The organism is Bacteroides sp. 44_46, from assembly GCF_001915465.1.
Lineage (GTDB): Bacteria > Bacteroidota > Bacteroidia > Bacteroidales > Bacteroidaceae > Bacteroides > Bacteroides clarus.
On sequence record NZ_MNQO01000018.1, the window covers coordinates 102,790 to 123,852 of the forward strand.

15 protein-coding genes are annotated in these 21,063 nt (G+C 45.1%); 5 read left to right on the forward strand and 10 right to left on the reverse strand.

Annotated features, from left to right (window positions below; translation table 11 throughout):
• Positions 1–3 precede the first annotated feature (3 nt).
• From BHV73_RS10065 to BHV73_RS10080, 4 genes are all read right to left on the reverse strand, one after another.
• Complete coding sequence (locus BHV73_RS10065) at positions 4–1,521, reverse strand: RagB/SusD family nutrient uptake outer membrane protein (protein ID WP_022218616.1); 1,518 nt, start codon at positions 1,519–1,521, stop codon at positions 4–6.
• Between the two features lie 20 nt (positions 1,522–1,541).
• Positions 1,542–4,478: a SusC/RagA family TonB-linked outer membrane protein gene (locus tag BHV73_RS10070; RefSeq protein ID WP_009121991.1), complete on the reverse strand. Its 2,937-nt coding sequence runs from the start codon at positions 4,476–4,478 to the stop codon at positions 1,542–1,544.
• 416 nt (positions 4,479–4,894) lie between these two features.
• Positions 4,895–5,776 carry a DNA/RNA non-specific endonuclease gene (locus tag BHV73_RS10075; protein ID WP_087412202.1) on the reverse strand — a complete coding sequence of 294 codons (882 nt, stop codon included), beginning with the start codon at positions 5,774–5,776 and terminating at the stop codon, positions 4,895–4,897.
• 23 nt (positions 5,777–5,799) lie between these two features.
• Positions 5,800–7,476, reverse strand: a complete 1,677-nt coding sequence (locus tag BHV73_RS10080) for a SulP family inorganic anion transporter (RefSeq protein ID WP_087412201.1) — start codon at positions 7,474–7,476, stop codon at positions 5,800–5,802.
• 403 nt (positions 7,477–7,879) lie between these two features.
• On the opposite strand from BHV73_RS10080, the gene rbr reads away from it, so the two are divergent.
• Positions 7,880–8,458, forward strand: a complete 579-nt coding sequence (gene rbr, locus BHV73_RS10085) for a rubrerythrin (RefSeq protein WP_009121994.1) — start codon at positions 7,880–7,882, stop codon at positions 8,456–8,458.
• Positions 8,459–8,579: 121 nt separating this feature from the next.
• Here rbr and BHV73_RS10090 read toward each other — a convergent pair whose 3' ends face one another.
• The 4 genes from BHV73_RS10090 to nadB all read right to left on the reverse strand — a co-directional run bounded on the left by BHV73_RS10090 (position 8,580) and on the right by nadB (position 14,876).
• A complete protein-coding gene (locus BHV73_RS10090; protein WP_087412200.1) occupies positions 8,580–10,781 on the reverse strand; it encodes a DUF3857 domain-containing protein in 2,202 nt (733 codons plus the stop codon).
• Between the two features lie 2 nt (positions 10,782–10,783).
• The gene (locus BHV73_RS10095; RefSeq protein WP_181986666.1) at positions 10,784–12,610 is read right to left on the reverse strand and encodes a transglutaminase-like domain-containing protein; all 1,827 of its coding nucleotides are present in this window, start codon (positions 12,608–12,610) and stop codon (positions 10,784–10,786) included.
• A 110-nt stretch (positions 12,611–12,720) separates the two neighbouring features.
• A complete protein-coding gene (locus BHV73_RS10100) occupies positions 12,721–13,299 on the reverse strand; it encodes a Crp/Fnr family transcriptional regulator (RefSeq protein WP_087412199.1) in 579 nt (192 codons plus the stop codon).
• Positions 13,300–13,304: 5 nt separating this feature from the next.
• Positions 13,305–14,876: an L-aspartate oxidase gene (nadB, locus tag BHV73_RS10105; RefSeq protein ID WP_286738194.1), complete on the reverse strand. Its 1,572-nt coding sequence runs from the start codon at positions 14,874–14,876 to the stop codon at positions 13,305–13,307.
• Between the two features lie 108 nt (positions 14,877–14,984).
• Here nadB and BHV73_RS10110 point away from each other — a divergent pair, with 108 nt between their 5' ends.
• The 4 genes from BHV73_RS10110 (at position 14,985) to dacB (ending at position 18,754) form a co-directional block, all read left to right on the forward strand.
• On the forward strand, positions 14,985–15,380 hold the full coding sequence (locus BHV73_RS10110; RefSeq protein WP_009121996.1) for a PH domain-containing protein: 396 nt from the start codon (positions 14,985–14,987) through the stop codon (positions 15,378–15,380).
• Between the two features lie 82 nt (positions 15,381–15,462).
• Positions 15,463–16,821 (forward strand): dihydrolipoyl dehydrogenase, encoded by a 1,359-nt coding sequence (gene lpdA / locus BHV73_RS10115; protein ID WP_286738196.1) that lies wholly within the window; start codon positions 15,463–15,465, stop codon positions 16,819–16,821.
• A gap of 50 nt (positions 16,822–16,871) precedes the next feature.
• Positions 16,872–17,309, forward strand: coding sequence for a putative signal transducing protein (locus BHV73_RS10120; protein ID WP_009121998.1), 438 nt, complete (start codon positions 16,872–16,874; stop codon positions 17,307–17,309).
• A gap of 14 nt (positions 17,310–17,323) precedes the next feature.
• Positions 17,324–18,754, forward strand: a complete 1,431-nt coding sequence (dacB, locus tag BHV73_RS10125) for a D-alanyl-D-alanine carboxypeptidase/D-alanyl-D-alanine endopeptidase (protein WP_286738197.1) — start codon at positions 17,324–17,326, stop codon at positions 18,752–18,754.
• Positions 18,755–18,962: 208 nt separating this feature from the next.
• Here the strand turns inward: dacB and BHV73_RS10130 are convergent, their stop codons facing one another.
• A complete protein-coding gene (locus BHV73_RS10130; RefSeq protein ID WP_009122000.1) occupies positions 18,963–20,459 on the reverse strand; it encodes a butyryl-CoA:acetate CoA transferase in 1,497 nt (498 codons plus the stop codon).
• Positions 20,460–20,508: 49 nt separating this feature from the next.
• Positions 20,509–20,889 carry a hypothetical protein gene (locus BHV73_RS10135; protein WP_022218626.1) on the reverse strand — a complete coding sequence of 127 codons (381 nt, stop codon included), beginning with the start codon at positions 20,887–20,889 and terminating at the stop codon, positions 20,509–20,511.
• Positions 20,890–21,063: the final 174 nt, after the last annotated feature.

The window sequence follows — 21,063 nt, forward strand, 5'->3', positions numbered from 1 at the left end:
GTCTTATTTGTTACTTTCATTAGGTTCCACTTCCGAGCCCGGAGCATCCAGTTCGTGCTGAGGTATCGGCCATACGAACATAGGATCGTCCGCTTCCACTTTCAGACTGCTGCCGTTGGAAAGTGACTGGTCTTGCGGTTCACGTTTGAAACCTTTGTGCCAGCGCTTCAAGTCTTGCAGGCGGAAACCTTCCATATAGAGCTCTTTTACGCGTTCTTCCTCAATGACTTTCATTGCGTTTTCTTTGTCACCCATAGGGGTAGAACCACCATACGTAGCGTAACGTGCCGCACGGATAGCGGTAATGTCTTTTCCTGCTTCAGCGGTCTTTCCTGATTGTACGTATGCCTCGGCACGTATCAGATATTGTTCCGACAAACGGAGTACTTTCGGCATGGTAACGTGAAGAATCTTGTAATTGGTGAACTCTTCGTTACCGAAATACTTAATCAACAACGGCCAGGTAAGTCCGTGGCTGTATCCGGTAGTGAAAGACTGGAAGAAAGTGGAAGCACGCAAGTCATTTGCATCGTATAGATTGATAGCCCACTTTGCAGGAACATAATCCGGACGCAGAGTGGTGTAATCGTAGTTCGCAAAAATAGTTCCTAAACGGCCGCCATAGGAGTTGATAGTGAAACCAACTTTCCAGATAGCCTCGGTGGAGTGGTCGTTTGTCCACATATATTTATAATAGCTGATGCCGGAAGAAATCTGCTGTGTACAGCTTGACAATGTGTAATAGCCGCTTTCAATAACCTTGGTAGAGTATTTGATAGCTTCGTCCCACTTTTTCATGTAAAGGGCTACACGGGCACGCAATGCGTAGACGGTGTATTCGTTGAAGTACGGAGTATCGTATAATGCACCGCTGAAATCTTCTTCAAGTTCCAGCAAATCGGCTGCACGGTCGAGGTCGTCCAATACAAACTGATAAGAGTCTTTTAATGAAGAGCGTTTCATTTCCTCATCACCGCGATAGTGTTGACTAAGGATAACACCCAGTTGATTGGCGGCATCTTCGTCGCTTTCGTATGCCTTGCAGAACAGTTTAATCAGTTCCGAGTAGGCCAGTGCACGAGCGAAATAGGCTTCACCGCAACACTGATCCAATTTGTCGAGGGCTGTATCGTCCGTTGTGTTCTTTCTTACATTGTCTACTCTGTCGAGCAGGAAGTTACAACGGTTGATAACTTCGTACAATGAACCGTATACGGCTTCAATATCGGTATTGGTAGCCAGGATGTCTTTCCAACGCCAGATATCGCCGTAGATATTCGTATTGCCGTTTATTCCATAAACGAGGTCGGTCTGCAAATCGGGCAACAATGTAAGGTTACCGGAGTACAGGTATTTGCTCTTGTAAGCGTCGTAAATACCGATAACAGCCAGGTTTACATCGTCTACCGTCTGAATGGCCTGGTCGAAAGGCACTTCGTCTTCAGGCAGTTTGTCCAAACAGGAAGTAGCGGACAACATCACGGCAGCCAACATTATATATAATCTGAATTTTTTAATCATCTTTCTTTCTGCTTATAATATTAGAATGAAACTTCAATACCCAATGTGAACTGGCGTGATGCCGGATATTGTGCTCTGTAAATATTGCTTGCAACTTCCGGGTCGAGTCCTTTGAAACCGGTAAAGGTCAACAGATTCTGACCTTGCAGGTAGACACGTGCGGATGTGAAGAAGTTGGTTTTCTTCAGCAACGGCTGAGGAAGTGCGTAAGCCAGCGTCAGGTTCTTCAAGCGAAGGAATGAAGCGTTTTCGAGGAAACGGTCATCGAGTTGGGCAACCACTCCGTAACGGGGAATGTCTGTAATGTCACCCGGCTTTTTCCAGCGGTCGTACAACAGGCGTCTTGACTGGTTGTATGCGCTGTACAATCCGTTGCTTTCTTCGAAGAAACGGTCGTTGTTCATTACCCAACGGTCGGCCATCCAGCTGAATTGGGCAGATAATGACAAGCCTTTCCAACTGAAAGTTGTTCCGAAACCGCCGGCCCAAGGAGAGTCGAAAGTCTTTCCGGTCATTACTTTGTCTTCTTCGCGGAACTCGGTGGTTATTTCACCGTCTTTAGTGTACCACAAGGCATCACCGTTGGCAGGATTTACTCCGGCATAGCGGTTCAGGAAGAATTCGTGTACCGGGTGGCCTACTACGTATTTCAATCCGGTAGTAGAGTTCACATATTCCTGTACACCGTTATAGAGTTCTACGAGCTTGTTCTTATTATAAGATACATTGACATTCAAATTCCAGGCAAAGTCTTTGGTACGGATTACATCACCGTCTATTGAGATTTCGACACCACGGTTTATCATTGCGCCGATGTTTTCCCAACGGGAACCTTCGCCGGTTACGGCGTATGATTCGGGAACGTACATCAACATATTGCTTGTCTTCTTATGGTAAAAGTCGATGTTCAGGTTGGCACGGTTGAAGAAGCCCAGACGCAGACCGACATTGTTTGCCCAGGTCTGTTCCCAGCCTAAATCTTCATTTCCGCTCTGTTTCGGATAGATTCCGGCTTCGTCATTGTAGTTAGGACCGCCGGCAACCAATGCCAAGTGGTCGTAATTGGGTATTTCCGAGTTACCGGAAGTACCGGTACTCAATGCAACTTGTGCGCTGGTAAGCCATTCGATGTCTTTCAGGAAAGCCTCGTTCTTAACATTCCACATGAAACCTAACGACCAGAACACACCCCAACGGTGGTCTTTACCGAAACGTGAGGAGGCATCGGTACGGGTGGCAACTTCTGCGTAATACAAATCTTTATAATTGTATTCACCACGGAAGAAGAATGACAGGTATGAATAAGAGTCATTGGAATCCGCCCATGAAGAAGCGCGTGTACCGGAAGTTACATTCGTTAATTTGTCATTGGCTTGCCCGCGGGTAATTACCTGGAAGCCTGTTGACTGATAGTCCACCGCTTCTTGTCCCAACAGGAAGTTGAGCGAGTGGTCATCGTTCAATGCCCAACGGTAATTGACGGTAGTAGTTTCACTCAATGTAAGAGCGTCTGAGGAGTTACGTCCGGCAGAACCGTTTCCGTCATTAATAATATAGCTGGGATATGACCGCATGAAAGCCGTAGAGTGAGAGTAGTCTGCACCGAATTGCGTATGAATGGTCAGGTTCTTAATCGGAGTAATGTCTGCAAATACGGTAGACAGTACTTTATACTTCTTATAATTAACCGGATTGTTGTTCATCCACTCAATAGGGTTCTGACCTGTTCCCGCCCAAGTTCCGTTGTTTTCGGAAGCTAAAGAACCGTCTGCATTGTACGGGTTCCAATAAGGCAACATAAAACGGGAACCGGAAATAGGAGTATAGAGCGCCATTTCTCCCTCTTCCGCCTGCTGAACTTCTTCGTAAGCGGCCATGGTGTTGGTTCCGATTTTCAACCAGTTGCTGGCTTTTACTTCTGCGTTGGCGCGCATATTGTAACGACGGAAGGAAGAGCTTTGGGCAATACCGTCCTGGTCGTAGAAACCTCCGGAAACGTAATAGTTCAAGCGTTCGGTAGCGCGGTTTACGGAGAGTTCGTAGTTCTGCAGCGGAGCGCGGTCGTTAAATACTTCGTTCAGCCAGTTTACATTGGTACGTGAAAGGATTTCATAATCCTGTCCGGTATCCAGACCGATTTCTTTCTCAAACTGAATACGTTCGGGAGTGTTCATCATTGTCCAGTTGTCGTTAGACGCCAACTGTGAGAAACCGTACTGAGCACGCAGCGTTACTTTAGCCTTATCCATTGCCAGACCACGTTTGGTAGTGATTACAACCACACCGTTTGCGGCACGCGCACCGTAGATAGATGTTGAAGAAGCATCCTTCAACACGGAGATAGATTCGATATCTCCCGGGCTGATTGTGTTAAAATCCGAACTGGAAATAGGCACACCGTCCAGAATAAACAACGGGGATGTACCCGAATTGATAGAGTTGGTACCGCGAATCTGGAATACCGCCGCTTTACTGGGCTCTCCGGAATTGGAGATAACTGACAAACCCGGCGTCTGTCCCTGCAATGCCTGGTCGAACCCGGCTGCCGGTACATTTTCCATTTTTTCCGATTTTACGGTTGATACAGAGCCGGCAATCGTCCCCTTTTTGCGGACTCCATACGCTACTACCACTACCTCGTCTATTAACGCGGCATCCGGAGCAAGACGAACATTCAGTGTACCGGTCTTGGCACTGACTTCATGTTTTTGCGATTGCATACCGATGTACGAGAACAGTAAAGTGGCTCTTGCCGTACCTTTAATCTCAAGACTGTAGTTACCGTCAACGTCGGTTACTACACCATTTGTGCTTCCCTCTTGCAAAATCGACACACCAATCAACGGTTCATTATCCTCTTGGGAAATGACCTTACCCTTTACAAAGAATCCTTGTGCAAAAGCAGATTGAATAGTCAATAATGTAAGAAAGACAAACCAAAGAATTGATTTTCTCATCCTTGTCTTTAAATTATTATTGATTAAAATTAAAATTGATAAATATGCTGTTGTGGAATTTTTGGAATAGTCTTCTTCTTAACGTGAAATCTCATCACGCTTTTTTACGTTTCTCCAAACAAAAGATAGACTGTGTACAGTATTGTATTTCATTTTTTAGCTGAAAATAAAATCTATTATATAAACCGTTGCAAAGGTATTAAATAAACTAACAGCATCATTAATAAAATAGCAAATAATTATGTATCGAATTGTAAGTTTATAAAGGGCTTATATTATTAAAAAATAGAAAAAGGACAGATGATTATAGAGTGTATATCGAAAAGATAAAAAAATAAGTGATATAAAGTGTGAAAAGCAAGTGGATGTGTGACAATATGTTTGTATAAATATGTAAGGTTAAAAAGTGTTTCGTTTTATCGCTTTCCCCATAAATTCAAATTATAGGTTGCTTCTACCCGTTTTTCAATATTATCGGGTAGGGCAGGGAAGAAATCCATGCCGGTAATACGCTCTACTTCATCCACACTATTAACATAAGTATCTAAGGGATGATTTCCTGATGTATTTTTATAAATAAACCCGATAGCTTTAGGCGGATTGCTGTTTGTGCAGAGTATTACTTTGAAAAAGGCTTCAGGCACGGTGATTTTATGCTTCTTACCGATAGTACGATGCTTTTGCCGATAAAGGACAGGTCCGCAAACAATATAGATTTTTCCTTCTTTCTTCGCCCATAAGCGACAGGCTTCTTCCAACTCTTTCCAGTCGCCTCGGTTCAGATTGTGATTTTGAGGACAGATATTGGTCATGTAGAAACTTTCCTGCATGGCTTTCCAATGCCAGCGATTATCGCCTGCAGGACACATATGTCCTCTGTCCATGCCGCTACGTTTATAGTCATCGGTGGTTACGGCCTGGCTTTCGGGCAGGTCGGGATCAGGCATGAATTTGTCGGTACGGCTTTCACGTTCTATCAGTTTTTCGGGAGTAAGTTCCCAGGCTACCCAGTTCGGTATTTTTGTTTCTTTGTTATAAGACACTGTATATCCTTTACGGTACAATATCTGCTCCGGTGTGTTTTTTAGGGGAGCGGGGTAGAGTACGTTCTTTATGGATATTGCTTCGGTGGAGGTTGCTTTTACCGGTGTTTTTTCACTGAGTTCCGTTACGGCAGCAGGAAGATTAATATGCAAGGCTCCCGCTATGGGCTCATAGCAGATGCAAACGATGCATATTAATATAATCAAATAGAGTAATCCTTTGGATTGCTTTTGTTTTCTTCCTTTTCTTGCCATAATGAATAGTGGTGAACAGACTTTTATAGCAATTGTTTTGCTTTTTCCAGCGCTACATTGATGTTGGGACAAATATTATCTTTTCCAAGCAATTCATAAAAACCGGATTTCTCCAGGACATTATGTACTTTTTCGTTAACGCCGGACAATACAATCGTAATTTTCTCTTTTTGAGACATCTTACAAAGGCTTTCCAGATTATGGATACCCGTAGAGTCTATGAAAGGAACTTTACGCATACGTATAATACGTACCTTGGGACGGTCACCGAGTTGCGCCATCACCTCCTCGAATTTTGTGGCGATACCGAAAAAGTAGGGACCGTTGATTTCGTACACCTCCACGCCTTTCGGTATAATCAGATGCTCTTCGCTTGTGGTAATATCCGATTCGGCGTTCGGATCTATCTCGTCTTTGATAACCGATATTTCGGTTGTCTCCATGACACGGCGCATGAAGAGTACACAGGCAATAACCAAACCTACTTCAATAGCGATTGTCAAATCGAAGATAACCGTCAGGAAGAAAGTTATCAATAATACGGTGACATCCGATTTGGGGTTCTTCATCAATGCCCTGAATACGCGCCAACCACTCATATTATAAGATACGACTACCAGTACGCCTGCCAGACATCCCATCGGAATGTATTGAGCCAGCGGCATAAGCAGCAACAGAATCAAAAGCAGTACTACCGCATGCACTATACCGGCTACGGGCGACTTACCGCCATTATTGATATTAGCCATTGTACGGGCAATAGCGCCTGTGGCGGGAATACCTCCGAAAAGCGGAGTAGCCATGTTGGCAACACCCTGAGCTATCAATTCGGTATTGGAGTCGTGTTTGTCACCGATAACACCGTCGGCTACGGTAGCCGAAAGCAAGGATTCTATGGCTCCCAATACAGCAATCGTAATGGCAACGGGGAATAGATTCTTAATCGCTTCCCAGTTCAGTGCGGGCATCACAGCGTCGGGAAGTTCGGCTTTAATGCTGAAACGGTCGCCAATGGTGTCGATGCAGTCGATACCGCCGTACATCTTCATCAGATAAACGGCTACGGTCACTACGATAATGGCAATGAGCGAGCCGGGAATCTTCTTCGAGAATTTCGGAGTAATGGCAATGATAAAAATACTGGCAATGCTGACAGCCGTATTCCACCAGTTGACAGTGTCGAAATGACGGAAGTAGATTATCCATTTTCCCACGAAGTCTCCCGGGACTTTTTCCCCGCCGAAGCTCAATCCGAATATATCCGCAATCTGAGTGGTAAAGATAGTAACGGCGATACCGCTTGTAAAACCTACGATAATGGGATAGGGGATAAATTTAATGACTGCCCCCAGCTTGAATATTCCCAGAAGAATAAGGATGACGCCCGCCATTAACGTGGCGACAATCAGCCCCGCTTCTCCATATTGCTGGATAATGCCGTAAATAATAACGATGAACGCACCGGTAGGGCCGCCAATCTGAACCTTACTTCCTCCTAACAGTGAGATGATAAAACCGGCAATGATGGCCGTAATAATACCTTTTTCGGGCGATACGCCTGATGCAATACCGAACGCAATGGCAAGTGGTAAGGCAACGATACCCACAATGATACCGGCCATCAGGTCTGCCATGAAAAGTTCTTTTGAGTAATTTTTTAAAGCCGTGTACAGTTTTGGCTTGAATTCGAACGCTTTCATTTTATTTTAGAAACTTTATTTTACCTGAAGTTGTGTCAAAATGAATTTCAGTTATTAAAAAGAGAGTGCAAAATTAGGTAAAATAATGCAAATAGCTATAACTATTCCATTCTTTTTGTTTTTATGTATCCTTTGGGGGAGACAGCCGATTGTTTTTTGTGGATATTTGAACATAAACAGGTTGTTTCTTGTTATTAACATCAAACTGCTTGTTATTAATTAGAGATTAAAAAATAGCCTCATTGGATTTATGGAACGAAATAGATTTTACCTATGAAGTGATAGACAAATCCAATGAGGCAAAGTGTGGTTTTATTAAACTAAATTCGTATTTTTGTCCGGTTGACATAAGGAAATACGAATAATCTATACGTAATTACATTAACTAATAAAAAAAGAATTTATGAGCAAGAGTATCAAAGGAACTCAGACAGAAAAGAATCTGTTGACTTCATTCGCCGGTGAATCACAAGCAAGAATGCGTTACACTTATTTTGCAAGCGTGGCAAAAAAGGAAGGTTACGAACAAATCTCAGCCATCTTTACTGAAACAGCCGATCAGGAGAAAGAGCATGCGAAACGTATGTTTAAGTTTCTGGAAGGCGGAATGGTAGAAATTACCGCTTCTTATCCTGCAGGCGTTATCGGTACTACATTGGAGAATTTGCAGGCTGCCGCTGCAGGCGAGCACGAAGAGTGGTCTTTGGACTATCCTCACTTTGCCGATGTTGCCGAGCAAGAAGGTTTCCCCGCAATCGCTGCTATGTACCGTAACATTGCCATTGCTGAAAAAGGACACGAAGAACGTTACCGCGCTTTCGTACAGAACATTGAGAATGCTACTGTTTTCGCTAAAGAAGGTGAAGTAGTATGGCAATGCCGTAACTGCGGTTTCATCTACACAGGTAAGGAAGCTCCTGAATTGTGTCCTGCTTGTTTGCACCCGCAGGCTTACTTCGAGGTAAAGAAAGAAAATTATTAATATTCGGCATACTTGTCTGAATATTAAATTCAGGCACGGATTACACGAAAGCTCACGGAATGCTTTGTCCGTTGAATTCGTATAATCCGTGCCTTTTTTTTATTTTTTCTGTGATGTATTCTTATTTCTTCAGTACTACGGAAAGCGCTTCATAGGCTTTGGAAGCGTCTTGGATTTGAAGCAGCTTTTCCCAATTGGCAACCGGTTCTACCTTATGATTATACCGTTTGAGGATATTCAATATAAGTTTGCCGTTTTCTGTAACAGCTTTTGCGGTGAAAGAGCCACACTCGTTTTCTACTTTTACGTTCAGCTTCTCTACTCCTTCGGGAGCCGCTTTGTAGCCTGCCGGAAGATTTACAGTGATATTCCATTGGAAAGTACGGGGAGCGGACATATAGATGTCGGCGGAACGTTTACGTTCCTTACCTTCAATCCGGGTCTGTTCACCGATTAGTTTGCCTGCGGAAAGTACGTAGTTAGGACCTGCTTTTCGGATATAGCCATCCATTGTATAGCGGACATTATAAATAAAGGCTGCGCTGTCCGGGCGATTACCCAGACATTGCATCTGATAGTCGAGCAGTTCTTTGGCGTTTTCACCGTGATAGAAATCTATTTCCCATTTATAATTTTCCTTTTCCTGTTCACGACCTTTGCGGAATGCTTCTTGGAGATCATCCGCATATTTCTTGCCTACTTCTTCGGCAAATTCTTTGTCAATGCTAAGCAGACGTCGGTAAGCGGCGTCCACATCTTCCATTTTTACTAACATCTCCTGCATATACTCTTTTTGTGTTCCGGTGCGATATTCGTTCCGGTTAACGGTGAGTAACGTATTATCAAGGTCAGCTTGTATGGCGGTAATGTTACAGTTGTCATCGGCTGTACCTGCCGGCAGATTGAGGCGCTCTCTTTCTGCCTTTGTTTTCAACTTTTTGGCTTTCTCTTTATCCGGTTCCAAGATAGCTTGCCTGCCTTGGTAACGGACGGGGATTTCATGGGGAATGAGATATCCTGAAGGTGGGAGATAATATTTCTTACTTTCCGGAAGTGCAAGAAACCATGTGGTATTGCGATAGTTTGTCAATTTATCAAGAGGCTCTTTATTTTCGTGGGTAGTCATTCCGAGCAGATTGGGAACATCTACCCAATTCAGCAATCCTTGAAAATAGATAATGAACAATTCATTATTACAATTGCTCTTGAGGTCTGTCATCAGTGCAAAATGATAGTAATTGTAGATGAAGTCGGCTTTCTTCTCATCTGTCCAGTCTTTTTTCTTTATCTTTTTCACGTTACGGAGAAGCCGGATTCCTTTTTTGGTGTTACTCAATCCGCCGTATCCGGTATATTTTTTCGCTTGTTTCATAAAATCCCAGTCGTCCTCTTGCATGGCTGCCGCATCGGGATTGGCCTGTAGTCCTTTTTTCGTGGTACTTTCGGGAATATAGGTGTATTTTTTCATCTTGCTATTGGTGATGTACATCAATGTCATTGGAGTTTGCTGCATAGGGTTGTACCATAAACCGGGTTCGGTTTGTTCTATATCCTTCATTTCGGCATCGAGCAGGATGTTTCCGTCTTCGTCTTTACTTTGTTTGAAGTCCGGTGCGCCGTTCAGAGTACGGTATTGGGTAGTAAGTTTATCGTCTATCTCGCAATGCACCGTGTAAGAAAGCATCGGATGGCTTTGGCGAAACCGGAAGATGAACGGGTCGAGATTATGATTTTCCAATGAAGTGTAGTTGAAGAAAAAAATATCTATCTTATCACCGATTTCCAGTCCGGGTACGGCAAGTTTCTGACGTTGTTCCCGGTCTTTCCTGCCTTCGGTGGCTGTCATATATTCATCCGTGCTTACTTCGTTTACGGTACCGTCCGGTTTGATAATTCGCACGCCCAGTACTTGCTGGTAGTTTTCGTCATATCGCCACTCTTTTTTACGTATTTCCGCTTTGTAATCAAATTCGGAGAATTCTTTCAGAGCAGCCTTATCGTTGATTTGCACAAGCATACGATACAAGTCGCGACAATTTACTTCACGGTCGATATAGTGAAATCCTCCGAGAAAGGCGCCAACGTTGAAACGGGTCTTTTTGGTGACTTCTAACCGGCTGTGCGCAGCCAGAATGACAGCTGATTCGTCCTTGTATTTTTCGGGAACAGCCGTGTTGGTAAATTCAGGCAGTTCCAGTGCCCAGACTTCTTTTCTCGTTTCCTCCGCAAAGAGTTTGTATTTCTCTTTGTCATCGGCATTGGCATTAGGGGTGATGAATAAAAGCGCCAACACCCCCATCAGGAATAACATGTTCTGTTTCATTATTATTGTTTTTTGAGGATGATTTGTTCGTTGGATGCATCGGCCCATTTCCGCAAGTATGCGTTCCAGGTTGTAATTTCGTCGCGGGGAATACGTTTTTCGGTTATCTCCATTACTTTCCGGAAAATGATTTTGTTCCCTTCTGTTTTATATGAGCAGCAGAGTATGCCTTGCGGCGTATGGATTGAGATGCCTTCGGGGCAATAAACAAGTACATAGCCTGAGGGTATTTCCAGCTCCGTATGGCGTACGATGCGGCAACGGAGCGGGAGCTCGTAATCATGAATACGTTTAGCGGTGTCTATCGGTTGGCCGAACAGGTCATTGTGGAGGTCCAGTTCTATGTAAAACTCACCATCGGCTACTTGTACCGCGCTGCTGTTTATTACTTTTCCGGTCAGTATAGCCCATTTTTGTTGAGGCTTCTGCTGTATCCAACTGACCGAATCAACCTGATAATTATGATTATTCCCTGTCAAGATACGGGGAAGATATTCTTCCTGGCTGCTTTTATCGTTTTCGTGGTAGGCCGTGAGGAAAAATTCCTTCATGTCTCCGCTCCAACTACGGGTTGCATTACCCTGCAATACTTTGTTCGTTTGTTTGTCGGATAGGGTGCAGGTATAAGACAGGCTGTCTGTAGACGCGTTACTGTTCAGTATAGGCAATATGTGTACGATACAGTCTTCTCCATTCTCTATTACGGCTTCCCTTCCTTGTATACTTCCGGGTATGAATTCCGGGTTGATATATTCGTTGGTGGCATCCAGATAATAGGTCTTTCCCCGGTAGATAAGGCTGCATATCATATGGTTGACGGACGCAAGTGTAGCTATTTCGCTCATTCGGTAGGGAATGTCTATGGTGCCTATATCGGTCAGGCGGGCATCGAAGCCTTGTGCTTTCAGCAATGTACGGAGCAGGATTGCCATTCCTTTGCAATCGCCGTACCGTTTGCGCAGCACTTCTGCCGGAGTATCTGGCTTGTGTCCCGATATACCTGCTTCAAAAGCGATATAACGGATGTTTTGTTGTACCCAGGTATATGTATTACGTATTTTTTCCATATCCGTGCGGCAACCTTCGGTAATCTCCGCTAATAGCTTGTCGAGTTCGGGTATGTCACAGTCTACCTGTGCCAGTCCGTTAGACCAACGATACATATCGTGACAATCTGTAAATGATCCTGTTATCAGTATGTGCGGATATACTTTACCTGATGCCGGCATATGTTGCTCGTCTTTCATGGCCGGCATATCCGTTACGGTATAAGTGAATAAGGAATCTCCCGAACTGTTGATACCGCGTTCGCAGTGAATAGAAGGAGTAAAGTTCTTTTCTGTCAGCCGGAAATGGGAAAGGGATTGTGGAATGATGAATGTTATTTGTTTTTCTTTGATAAAATAGTCTTCGCCCAAATAGATTCGTGTAAAATAACGCAGGTCGTGAAAAGTACGTTTAAATGTTACCTCTGTCTTTTTTCCTTTACGGTCGAGATTGATGTTGAAGAAGCAGACCTTGCTGTCGTCAAAGAAAACATTTTCCGGTGTAATACTTTTATACTCAGCCTTTCCCCCGCCTTTGGCGGAAGCTCCGTCCAACGAGATGAATTCTCCGTAGTAGGTGTAAGGTTGCAATGTAGTTCCCATTCTTGTGGCTTCATAGGAAGTCTCTTTCCGGTTGCGTACGGCAGGAATACCGTCTTTTTCCATAAAGACGTAGGAATCGTTGCATTGTGTAATGACAATGTTGTCATCAAGCGTCTGTCCGTATGAGTTGTAAACGTACAAACACAAAAGTATACATGTGTAGATACAACCGCTTTTCATTTCAGCTTGCTATAAGGTTCTGTAAAAAATACTTGCAAAGATAGCGACCGGCAATGTTTTAACAAAAATAAATATATGGAAAATTTAATTTCTTGCTTTAAAGCAAGAAATTAATCCTTTTGTCCGAAAGTTATTTCCCGTCGGATACGGCTTAAGGTATATGGAGAAATATTGAGAAAAGAAGCGATTTCTTTCAGGCTTGTTTGATGAACGATGTCGGGACATCTTTTCAGCAATTCCTGGTAGCGTATTTTTGGGGAAGCCGAATACAGATTCAATAGCCGGTGGTAAGTCATACAGAACAGGTTTTCTGCAATCTTACGGCCTAATAACTGGTTCTGCCGGGTTGCCGCCCAAAATTCTTCCAGTTGGTTATAAGATAACTGATAGACGGTACTCGCCTTGATTGCTTCCGTATAGATAATGGCAGGTGTCTGCCTGGTGAATGACTCATAGTCTGCCACGAAATCCTTTTCAAAGCTATAGCCGATGATATGTTTGTTTCCTTCCGTATCAAGGTAGAAGTAACGGAAACTTCCCTGGGAAATATAGGCAATGTTATGACACACTTCACTTGTCTGACAAAAGAACTCTCCTTTCTTATAAAGACGTTTTTTCCCGTTTTGCAGGCAATGGTTAACCAAAGGAGAAAGTTCCAATAAGTCCAGATACTCGTTGAAGTGCGCCATAACCGTTATTTTTGAGCGTGCGGATAGTCTATCGTATAGTGCAGGCCGCGGCTTTCCTTGCGTTCCATGGCCTGACGGGTAATCAGATAGCCTACGTTAATCATATTGCGCAGTTCGCAAAGTTCACGGGTTGCCTTGCTGCTCTTGAACAGTTTTTCCGTCTCCTCATAAAGAATATCCAAGCGATTCCACGCGCGGGTCAGGCGGGTATTGCTGCGGACGATGCCCACATAAGATTCCATAATCTGGTTCACCTCTTTCATACTTTGCGTAATCAATACCCGTTCTTCGTTGGAGATAGTTCCTTCATCGTTCCATTCGGGAATATCCTCATTGAAATCATAGCGTTCCAATACGTTCAGTGCATGCTTGGCGGCTGCGTCGGCATAGACCACCGCTTCAATCAGCGAGTTGGAAGCCAAACGGTTTCCGCCATGCAGGCCGGTACACGAACATTCGCCGATGGCATACAGGCGGCGGATGCTGGATTGCCCGTCCAGGTCTACTTTGATGCCGCCGCAGAGGTAGTGTGCGGCAGGGGCTACGGGGATGTAGTCTTTGGTAATATCGATACCGATGCTGAGGCATTTCTTATAAATATTCGGGAAGTGCTTCTTAGTTTCTTCAGGGTCTTTATGGGTAACGTCCAGATAGACATGCTCGTCACCGCGCTGCTTCATTTCATTGTCGATGGCACGCGCCACGATGTCGCGCGGGGCGAGTGACAGGCGAGGGTCATACTTCTGCATGAATTCCTTTCCGTCCATGGTACGGAGCACGCCGCCATATCCGCGCATGGCTTCCGTTATCAGGAAACAAGGGCGGTCGCCCGGATGATAGAGGGCGGTGGGATGGAATTGGATGAATTCCATGTCTTTTACGGCGCCTTTGGCGCGATAGACCATGGCGATGCCGTCACCTGTGGCAACCAACGGGTTGGTAGTGTTACGGTATACGGCTTCGCAGCCGCCGGTTGCCATGATAGTCATTTTTGAAAGGAATGTATCCACTTCTCCGGTATTCTCGTTCAGAACGTAAGCGCCATAGCATTTGATACCCGGAGTATAGCGGGTTACGATAATGCCCAAATGGTGTTGGGTGATGATTTCCACCGCAAAGAAATTTGTGAATACGGTGATGTTAGGATGTTGTTTTACGGCTTCAATCAGGCTGTCTTGTATCTCCGCTCCGGTATTGTCCTTGTGATGCAGGATGCGGAACTCCGAGTGTCCGCCTTCTTTATGCAGGTCGAATTCTCCGTTATCTTTCTTGTCGAAGTTCACTCCCCATTTGATAAGTTCATTGATTTGTCCGGGAGCGTTGCGTACCACCTTTTCCACAGCTTCACGGTCGCTTATCCAGTCTCCGGCAATCATGGTGTCTTCAATATGCTTATCGAAATTGTCTACCGCCAGATTGGTGACGGAAGCGATGCCGCCTTGTGCGAAATAAGTGTTTGCTTCTTCCAGACCGGCCTTGCAGATGAGGGCTACTGTTCCTTTATGCGCCACTTTAAGCGCAAAGCTCATACCGGCAATTCCGGAGCCGATAACGAGGAAATCGAACTTTCTTACCATAGTTTCGTGTATTTAACACCGCAAAACTACAAAATAAGTACGTTCCTTGTCTCCCTTGCGGGCATTAATTCATAAAAATACCTACCTTAGCGGCAAAAACCGGATAAAATGAATCGAATTTTTCATGCGCGTATCGCTGCCGGACAGTATTTGTTTGTCATTCTGGCAGGCACAATCGCTGTTTACGGCCTTTGGGAAAAGAATATTCTTGTTGCTGTTCTTTTTATGCTCCTGCTGGTTGTCAGTATTGAGAAGCTGATTCATACTACCTATACCGTTACTACCGATAATAAGCTGTCATTGTTCTTCGGACGCTTTTCACGAGGAAAAGAAATCCCGCTGAAGGATATTACGTCGGTAGAACGCGCTTCCTCCATGCGGATAGGCAGATTTGCCGTTATGCGCTATGTACTGATAAGGTATGGAGAGGGTAAGTGCGTGGCGCTTCTTCCTGTTAAAGAGGAAGAGTTTATCCGTTTGCTCGAGCAGCGTATATCACGATAAATTATAATTATGTGAGGTATCATGCTTTTTTTCTGAATTTCTTGTTGTATCTTGCATGCAGAAATCTATAAATGTAAGAACTATGAAATATCAAATTGCCATTATTGGTGGAGGTCCGGCGGGATATACGGCTGCGGAAACAGCCGGAAAGGCCGGCCTGAATGTTGTGCTTTTTGAGAAGCGAAGCCTTGGCGGGGTGTGCCTGAATGAAGGGTGTATTCCTACCAAGACTTTATTATATTCGGCAAAAACGTATGACAGCGCACGTCATGCGTCCAAATATGCGGTCAATGTATCGGAAGTTTCGTTCGACTTGCCCAAAATCATAGCACGTAAACAGAAAGTGGTACGTAAACTGGTGTTGGGTGTCAAAGGAAAGCTGACCGCCAATAATGTGACTATTGTAAATGGCGAGGCCTCAATCGTAGATAAGAATCATATTCTGTGCGGTGACGAAACGTATGAATGTGATAATTTATTGCTTTGCACAGGCTCGGAAACTTTTATTCCGCCTATTCCCGGAATAGATACGGTGCCTTACTGGACGCATCGTGATGCGTTGGACAATAAAGAGCTTCCGAGATCGCTGGTTGTCATCGGCGGTGGAGTCATCGGCATGGAGTTTGCCTCATTCTTTAATAGTCTGGGGGTGGAGGTCACTGTTATCGAGATGCTGGATGAAATATTGGGCGGAATGGATAAGGAACTGTCCGCCATGCTTCGTGCGGAGTATGCCAAGCGCGGTATTAAATTCATGCTGAATACGAAGGTGGTGTCATTGGACGGAAGTGCGGGAGAAAACGGCGAAACTCAGGTACGGGTAAATTATGAAAATGCCGAAGGTACAGGTTTTTCAGTTGCGGAGAAATTATTGATGAGCGTCGGCCGTCGTCCGGTAACGAAAGGTTTCGGATTGGAAAATCTGAATCCGGAGAAAACAGAACGTGGAAACATACGGGTTGACGGGCAGATGCGGACTTCGGTTACGGGTGTGTATGCATGCGGGGATTTAACCGGATTCTCTTTGCTGGCACATACTGCTGTACGCGAGGCGGAAGTGGCGGTACATGCCGTTTTGGGCAAGAAAGACTGTATGAGTTACAGGGCTATCCCCGGCGTGGTATATACCAATCCTGAAATTGCGGGTGTGGGGGATACGGAAGAAGCCTTGCAGAAAAAGGGTATTCCCTATCGTACGGTAAAGCTGCCTATGGCTTATTCCGGTCGTTTTGTCGCGGAGAATGAAGGGGTTAACGGTATGTGCAAGTTACTGCTGGCAGAAGATGATACTGTTTTGGGAGCACATGTGCTGGGTAATCCGGCTTCGGAGATTATCACGTTGGCAGGTATGGCTGTCGAACTCAAGCTGACTGCTGCGGAATGGAAAAAAATAGTATTCCCGCATCCTACGGTAGGCGAAATCTTTAAGGAAGCTCTTTAACCGGATGACGGATATTTTGTAATACTCACTTAAATGGAATACATTATATTATGAAAATCGTAAAGTTGATGACTTGCGATTCTGCAACTCAAGCCCACATTGTTCAGGGAGCGTTACAGAATGAAGGAATTGATTCCATGTTGCGGAACGAGAATATGTCCACGCTACTGGCCGGATTGCAAGTAGGTGATCTGACAGGAGTGGATATATTGGTGGGTGAAAAAGACTATGAGGCGGCAATCAGCCTGTTGGAACAAAACCAGATGATTCCTGAACAATTGAAATACTGTCCTTTCTGCGGTTCCCCCGATATTAAGTTCGTATTGAGGAAAGGGCATCGGATGAGGGCTGTTGCCGCGGTTATTGCCTCTTTGTTGGCCAGTGCCGCTCCGGGCACCAACCATTGGGAGTATGTTTGTAATCAATGTAAAGGAAGATTTGAGAAACCGGTTGCCAAAAACAGCCGGACAACTGACGAACCTGAATGATAGCTTGTAAGAAGATGAGAAAGTATACCTTATTCCCGATTGTATTGGTTTTGACGTTAATTCCCTGTATATTGTCTGCACAGGGAGTATCACCTGAAACAAACTCTCTTTCTTCGCGGCTGGATACATTGATAAAGTATCGGTTGCCTGCAGGTTCTAATGTATCTATTTCAGTGTATGACTTGACTGCTGATAAGGCTCTGTATAGTTATCAGGCGGATAAGCTTTCCCGTCCGGCCTCTACAATGAAGTTGCTGACTACGATTACGGCGCTTGCGCGCCCTGAGGCGGACGAGCCTTTTTGTACGGAGGTTTGGTACAAGGGCGTGATTGAGCGTGATACGCTGAAAGGAGATATATACGTTGTCGGAGGTTTCGACCCGGAATTTGATGATGAAGCGTTGGATTCTTTGGTCGGTAAGGTGTCTCGTTTGCCTTTCTCTGTGGTTCAAGGCAAGATATATGGCGATGTTTCCATGAAAGACTCTTTGTATTGGGGAAGCGGTTGGCTGTGGGATGATACGCCCTATTCTTTTCAGCCATACCTGTCGCCGCTGATGCTTGATAAAGGAGTGGTTACGGTAACAGCTTTTCCCGGTATGCAGGGTGATACGGCACGTTTGGAATGTACTCCCGCTTCGTCTTACTATACGTTGACCAATACAACAAAAACCCGCGCTCCCTCTGCCGGACGTTTTCGTGTATCCCGCGATTGGCTGGAGAATGGCAATGACATAACGGTATCGGGTAATGTGGACGGGAAGCGTACCGGTACGGTGAATATCTATTCTTCGCAGGACTTCTTTATGCATACGTTCCTGGAGCGTTTACGGGCAAAAGGTATCCGTTGCCTTCCGGATTATTCTTTCAGTGAGTTTCAAAAAGACAGCGTTTCAGTGCGAATGGCATCTTATAATACTTCTGTACAGGCAGTAGTCAATCAAATAATGAAAGAGAGTGATAACTTGAATGCAGAAGCTATGTTATGCCGTTTAGGTGCGCAGTTTACGGGCGGGAGGCATATCTCTGCCGAAGACGGACTTTCGGCTATCCGCCGGTTGATAAAAAAGCTGGGCTATGTTCCCGACCGTTATAATCTGGCGGACGGTTGCGGACTTTCCAACTATAACTATATCTCATCGGAACTTTTAGTTGCCTTCTTGAAATTCGCTTATTCACGTACGGATGTGTTTCAGAAATTATATAAGGCATTGCCTATCGGCGGAGTGGACGGAACACTGAAAAACCGTATGAAGAAAGGGACGCCTTCTTATAAGAAAGTGCACGCTAAAACCGGTTCTTTTACGGCTATAAATTGCCTGGCAGGTTATTTAAAGGCAGATAACGGGCATCAGATCGCTTTTGCCATAATGAATCAGAATGTGCTTTCCGGCAGGGAGGCACGTAAATTCCAAGATACTGTCTGTGATATACTTATCCGATGAATGACCGGTACCGGTTGGTATGGATTGATAAAGAGCTGTTAAAATAACGCTCTGATTAACCTATCATTCTGCTATTCGGAACGGAGTGAATAATCTCTTCCCTTTATATAGCTAAGAGAGAAGATTCTTCGTCGCAAGCTCCTCCGAATGACAGAATGATAGGTTGATCAGAGCGTTGTCAGCCTTTTATCAAAGGCGTATTTAGCCTTTATTTGTACTGTGCCCAGTCGATATTCTTCATATCCCCGCTTTTTGCCAGTTCGGCGTGCATAGCCAGGGCGGCACGCATGGCATGAGGAGTCTGTGCCTTACCATCGGTCAGTTTCAGATAATCCCACAGGATATTCTTATAATCCGGATGAACACAGTTCTCAATGATTGCCTGAGCACGTTCTTTCGGGCTCTTGCCGCGCAGGTCGGCAACACCTTGTTCGGTAACGATGATGTTGACATCATGCTCGCTGTGGTCTACATGAGAAACCATCGGGACGATAGCGCTGATTTTGCCTTCTTTGGCGACAGACGGGCAAGTAAAGATAGAGATATAGGCGTTGCGCGTAAAATCGCCCGAACCGCCGATACCGTTCATCATCTTCGTACCGCCGATATGGGTGGAGTTTACGTTTCCGTAGAGGTCGGCTTCAATGGCTGTGTTGATAGAGATAATACCTAAACGGCGTACTACCTCGGGACTGTTGGATATTTCCGACGGACGGAGAACCAGCTTGTCGCGGAAGAAATCCATATCCTCGTATATACCGTTCAGGCAGTCGTTGGTTACGGTCAGTGAACAAGCGCTGCCAAACTTCACGCGACCTTCGCGAATCAGTCCGATAACGGAATTCTGGATAACCTCTGTGTACATCTCGAATGCCGGAATGGTCTTGTCGCGTCCTAAAGCGCCTAACACCGCGTTGGCGATATTTCCTACGCCCGACTGCAACGGCAGGAAGGTGGAAGGAATAATACCGCGCTTCATATCTGCGGCAAGGAAGTCGGCTACGTTCTGTCCGATTTTGTCGGTCAGCGGGTCGGCGGCGGCAAATGAGCGTGCTTCGTCCGGCCAGTTGGTTTCTACGACACCGACAATCTTTTTCGGGTCAACCTGGATATAAGGTTGTCCGATACGGTCGCTCGGCTTGAAGATAGGTATTTCGCGGCGGTAAGGCGGGTCAAGCGGTTCGTAGACATCGTGCAGTCCCATGGCGTTTTTACTGTGTGCGGCATTCAGCTCTATGATAATCCGGTCGGCGAGGCGGCAGATGGTAGGAGCGATACCGCCGGCGGCGGTCAGGTAGATTTTACCGTCGGGTGTCACTTCGCAGGCTTCGATGATGGCGACATCTACTTTTCCCATAAAGCCGTAGCGCACTTCTTGCGCCATTTGCGACAAATGGATGTCGTTGTAGGCAATCTCGCCGTTGTTTACCGCTTTACGGAAATCGGGATTGGTTGTGTAAGGAGCACGGTAGCGGATAGCTTTGACGCGTGAAAGGATACCGTCGCAGGAGTCACCGGTAGAGGCTCCTGTAAAAATGCCTATCTGGAAAGGGTTTCCTTTGGCATGTTCCGCTTCTGCTATTTTTGCCAGTTCGGCCGTAACGGCCTTGGCTGTTCCTGCGGGAGTAAATCCGCTCAGGCCGATATTGTAGCCATGTTTAATCAGGCTCGCAGCTTCTGCTGCTGAAATGTAATTAAATGCCATAATGTATAGTTATTTTTCGTGTAAGGAATCAACTCAACTTTCAATCGCGTTAATATTTTCGTTGTAATATCTCTCCCCAGATGATAGCCTTGCGCGCTTCCTCTGCCGAGTGTATTTCAAATTCGGATGAGGCGTCGACAGGTTCGGGAAGTGTATTGTCGGTATCTTGCTGAATGAAAGGCTGTTTCTTGGCAGGCTTATGTTTTTTTTCTGTTTTCTTGCGTATTACGGCGGCTTCGGGTTTGGGGCCTTCCGGGATGTAACCGCCGTAAGTTCCGTCGTTCCAGCTTTCAGGAAGGGGATTTTCTTCATCGAACACAGGCATGGCGGGGCTGTTGCCAGCTTTCTTTTTTGCTTCTTTCTTTGCTTGTCTGACAAAACTTATAACAATAATGCCTGCAATTAACAGAAATTTGAAGATGTCTTCCATAAGCCTTTCTTTGTTTTTTCACCGCCAAAGGTAATTATTTAATCTGATTGTAGCCAACAAATTGGCATTAAAAAAGGGCAGCTTCACAGCTCCCCTTGTTTTTTTAACCTAAACCTTAACTATGAAAAAATCTAATGTTTCTTTCATTCCACAAAATTGGAAATTTATTCCAAC

Excerpts from the sequence above, each read along its gene's own strand:
- dacB (WP_286738197.1), top strand. The coding sequence starts at position 17,324 with ATGAGAAAGTATACCTTATTCCCGATTGTATTGGTTTTGACGTTAATT.
- BHV73_RS10075 (WP_087412202.1), bottom strand. The coding sequence starts at position 5,776 with ATGGCAAGAAAAGGAAGAAAACAAAAGCAATCCAAAGGATTACTCTAT.
- BHV73_RS10135 (WP_022218626.1), bottom strand. The coding sequence starts at position 20,889 with ATGGAAGACATCTTCAAATTTCTGTTAATTGCAGGCATTATTGTTATA.
- BHV73_RS10100 (WP_087412199.1), bottom strand. The coding sequence starts at position 13,299 with ATGGCGCACTTCAACGAGTATCTGGACTTATTGGAACTTTCTCCTTTG.
- nadB (WP_286738194.1), bottom strand. The coding sequence starts at position 14,876 with ATGGTAAGAAAGTTCGATTTCCTCGTTATCGGCTCCGGAATTGCCGGT.
- BHV73_RS10090 (WP_087412200.1), bottom strand. The coding sequence starts at position 10,781 with ATGAAACAGAACATGTTATTCCTGATGGGGGTGTTGGCGCTTTTATTC.
- lpdA (WP_286738196.1), top strand. The coding sequence starts at position 15,463 with ATGAAATATCAAATTGCCATTATTGGTGGAGGTCCGGCGGGATATACG.
- BHV73_RS10080 (WP_087412201.1), bottom strand. The coding sequence starts at position 7,476 with ATGAAAGCGTTCGAATTCAAGCCAAAACTGTACACGGCTTTAAAAAAT.
- rbr (WP_009121994.1), top strand. The coding sequence starts at position 7,880 with ATGAGCAAGAGTATCAAAGGAACTCAGACAGAAAAGAATCTGTTGACT.
- BHV73_RS10070 (WP_009121991.1), bottom strand. The coding sequence starts at position 4,478 with ATGAGAAAATCAATTCTTTGGTTTGTCTTTCTTACATTATTGACTATT.
- BHV73_RS10095 (WP_181986666.1), bottom strand. The coding sequence starts at position 12,610 with ATGAAAAGCGGTTGTATCTACACATGTATACTTTTGTGTTTGTACGTT.
- BHV73_RS10110 (WP_009121996.1), top strand. The coding sequence starts at position 14,985 with ATGAATCGAATTTTTCATGCGCGTATCGCTGCCGGACAGTATTTGTTT.
- BHV73_RS10065 (WP_022218616.1), bottom strand. The coding sequence starts at position 1,521 with ATGATTAAAAAATTCAGATTATATATAATGTTGGCTGCCGTGATGTTG.
- BHV73_RS10120 (WP_009121998.1), top strand. The coding sequence starts at position 16,872 with ATGAAAATCGTAAAGTTGATGACTTGCGATTCTGCAACTCAAGCCCAC.
- BHV73_RS10130 (WP_009122000.1), bottom strand. The coding sequence starts at position 20,459 with ATGGCATTTAATTACATTTCAGCAGCAGAAGCTGCGAGCCTGATTAAA.